This window comes from Stenotrophomonas sp. HMWF023 (genome assembly GCF_003060985.1).
Classification (GTDB): domain Bacteria; phylum Pseudomonadota; class Gammaproteobacteria; order Xanthomonadales; family Xanthomonadaceae; genus Stenotrophomonas; species Stenotrophomonas lactitubi.
The window spans coordinates 10577-14226 of record NZ_QAIJ01000208.1 but is presented as its reverse complement, the minus strand read 5'-3'; the positions used below and the strand labels follow the sequence as shown (position 1 = coordinate 14226).

The 3650-nt window shown below is 66.4% G+C and carries 2 protein-coding genes; both read left to right on the top strand.

Going from position 1 to position 3650, the window contains the following annotated elements:
- A partial coding sequence (locus tag DBR20_RS11310; RefSeq protein WP_181393069.1) for an efflux RND transporter permease subunit occupies positions 1 to 545 on the top strand: 545 nt, incomplete at its 5' end.
- A gap of 31 nt (positions 546 to 576) precedes the next feature.
- On the top strand, positions 577 to 3650 hold a 3074-nt coding region (locus tag DBR20_RS11305), incomplete at its 3' end, for an efflux RND transporter permease subunit (protein ID WP_108266239.1).

The window sequence follows — 3650 nt, the reverse complement described above, 5'->3', positions numbered from 1 at the left end:
TGTGGCTGCTGCTGGCGTCGCTGGTGGTGATCTACATCGTGCTGGGCGTGCTCTACGAGAGCTACATCCATCCGATCACGATCATTTCGACCCTGCCGCCGGCCGGCGTCGGCGCGCTGCTGGCACTGATGGTCTGTGGCCTGAGCCTGTCGGTGGATGGCATCGTCGGCATCGTGCTGCTGATCGGCATCGTCAAGAAGAACGGCATCATGATGGTCGACTTCGCCATCGAGGCGCGGCGCACCGGCGCCAACGCGCGCGAGGCCATCCGCCGTGCCTGCCTGCTGCGCTTCCGCCCGATCATGATGACCACCGCAGCGGCCATGCTCGGTGCGTTGCCGCTGGCGCTGGGCACCGGCATCGGCTCGGAACTGCGTCGCCCGCTGGGCATCGCCATCGTCGGCGGCCTGCTGCTGTCGCAGCTGGTGACGCTGTACACCACGCCGGTGATCTACCTGTACATGGAACGCTTCTCGGAATGGCTTGCACGTCGCCGTGAACAGCGCGCGCTGCGCGATGGCACGGTACAGGAGCCGCAGGCATGACCCTGGCCCCGCACCTCCGGGGGGCTGCACGATGAACCTGTCCGGCCCCTTCATCCGCCGCCCGATCGGCACCGCCCTGCTGGCCATCGGCTTGTTCATGGTCGGCGTGATCTGTTACCTGCGGCTGGGCGTGTCGGCGCTGCCGAACATCGAGATCCCGGTGATCTTCGTGCACGCCAGCCAGTCCGGTGCGGACGCGGCAACCATGGCCTCCACGGTGACCGCGCCGCTGGAGCGCCACCTCGGCCAGCTGCCGGGCATCGACCGCATGCGCTCGTCGAGCTCGGAAGGCAGCTCGCTGGTGTTCATGATCTTCCAGAGCGACCGCGACATCGATTCAGCCGCGCTGGACGTACAGACGGCGATCAATTCGGCGCAGGCCGACCTGCCCTCGGGCATGGGCTCGCCGATGTACCAGAAGGCAAACCCGAACGACGACCCGGTGATCGCCATCGCGCTGACGTCGCAGACGCAGTCCGCCGATGAGCTGTACAACGTCGCCGACTCGCTGCTGGCCCAGCGCATCCGCCAGATCGGTGGTGTCGCGTCGGTGGATATCGCCGGTGCCTCGACGCCGGCGGTACGCGTGGACGTCAACCTGCGCCTGATGAACGCGCTGGGACTGACCGCCGACGACCTGCGCAATGCCGTGCGTGCGGCCAATGTGACCTCGCCCACCGGCTTCCTCAGCGATGGCAACACCACCACGGCAATCATCGCCAACGATTCGGTCGCACGCGCGGCCGACTTCGCCGATCTGGTGGTCAAGACCCAGGGCGATGGCCGGGTGATCCGCCTTAAGGACATCGCCAACGTCTACGACGGCCAGCAGGATGCCTACCAGGCCGCGTGGTTCGACCACAAACCGGCCGTGGTGATGTATGTGTTCACCCGTGCCGGCGCCAACATCGTCGAGACCGTGGACCGGGTGAAAGCGCAGATTCCCGCGTTGCGCGATTACCTGCAGCCGGGCACCACGATGACGCCCTACTTCGACCGCACCCCGACCATCCGTTCGTCGCTGCATGAAGTGCAGATCACCCTGCTGATCAGCCTGGCGATGGTGGTGCTGACGATGGCGCTGTTCCTGCGCCGGTTGGCGCCGACGTTGATTGCCGCAGTCACCGTGCCGCTGTCGCTGGCCGGTGCCGCGCTGGTGATGTACGTGATGGGCTTCACCCTGAACAACCTGAGCCTGCTGGCGCTGGTGATCGCGATCGGCTTCGTGGTGGACGATGCGATCGTGGTGATCGAGAACATCATGCGCCACCTCGACGAGGGCATGCCGCGGATGCAGGCGGCCTTCGCCGGTGCGCGCGAAATCGGCTTCACCATCGTCTCGATCACCGCCTCGCTGGTGGCGGTGTTCATCCCGCTGCTGTTCGCCAGCGGCATGATGGGCGCGTTCTTCCGCGAGTTCACCGTGACCCTGGTGGCGGCGATCGTGGTGTCGATGATCGTTTCGCTGACGCTGACCCCGGCGCTGTGCAGCCGCTTCCTCAGCGCACACGACCACAAGGCGGCACCATCGCGCTTCGGCCGCTGGCTTGATGCCGGTCACGAGCGGATGCTGCGCATCTACACCGTGTTTCTTGATTTCTCGCTGCGCCATGCGCTGCTGCTGTCGTTGACGCCGTTGATTCTGATTGGCGTCACCATCTTCCTGTTCGGCGCGGTGAAGAAGGGGGCGTTCCCGCCGCAGGACACCGGCCTGATCTGGGGCCGCGCCAACTCCAGTGCGACGGTGTCCTTCGAGGACATGGTCAGCCGCCAGCGGCGCATCACCGACATGCTGATGGCCGACCCGGCGGTGAAGACCGTGGGCGTACGCCTGGGCAGTGGCCGCCAGGGCTCCAGCGCACAGTTCAACGTCGAACTGAAGTCGCGCAAGGAAGGCCGCCGCGAAACCACCGCACACGCACTGGCACGGCTGAGTGCGAAGGCCGACCGCTACCCGGACCTGCAGCTTCGCCTGCGCGCGATCCAGGACCTTCCCAGCAATGATGGCGGTGGCAACAGCCAGGGCGCGCAGTACCGCGTCTCGCTGCAGGGCAACGATCTGGCCGCGCTGCAGGAATGGCTGCCCAAGCTGCAGGCGGCGTTGAAGAAGAATCCGAAGCTGCGCGATGTCGGCACCGACGTCGACAACGCCGGTCTGCGCCAGAACATCGAGATCGACCGCGCCAAGGCCGCGCGCCTGGGCATCTCGGTCGGCGCCATCGACGGTGCGCTGTACGGCGCGTTCGGCCAGCGCCAGATTTCCACCATCTACTCGGACATCAACCAGTACAGCGTGGTGGTCAACGCGCTGCCGTCGCAGACCGCCACGCCCTCGGCGCTGGACGAAGTGCATGTGCGCGCACGCAACGGCGAGATGGTGCCGATCACCGCGGTGGCCAGACAGGCGCCGGGCCTGGCACCCTCGCAGATCACCCATGAAAACCAGTACACGACGATGGACCTGAGCTACAACCTCGCCCCCGGCGTCAGCATGGGCGAGGCCAAGGCCATCATCGACAGCACCGTGGCCGGCATGCGCATGCCCGGCGACATCCGCCTGGCCGATGACGCGGGCTTCGGCTTCAATTCCGACCCCAGCGACATGCTGATCCTGGTACTGGCGGCGATCCTCACCGTCTATCTGGTGCTGGGCATCCTGTACGAAAGCCTGATCCACCCGGTGACGATCCTGTCCACGCTACCGGCGGCCGGCGTGGGTGCGTTGCTGGCGCTGTTCGGCACCAACACCGAACTGTCGGTGATCTCGATGATCGCGCTGGTGCTGCTGATCGGCATCGTCAAGAAGAACGCGATCATGATGATCGACTTCGCCCTGGTGGCGCAGCGCGAACATGGGCTGACCCCGCGCGAGGCGGCACGCGAAGCCAGCATCGTGCGTTTCCGCCCGATCATGATGACCACGATGGTGGCGATCCTGGCGGCGGTGCCGCTGGCGATCGGCCTGGGTGAAGGGTCGGAACTGCGTCGCCCGCTGGGCATCGCGATGATCGGCGGCCTGCTGTTCTCGCAGAGCCTGACCCTGCTCAGCACGCCGGCGCTGTACGTGATCTTCTCGTGCCTGGCCGAGCGCTGGAAGGCGCGGCG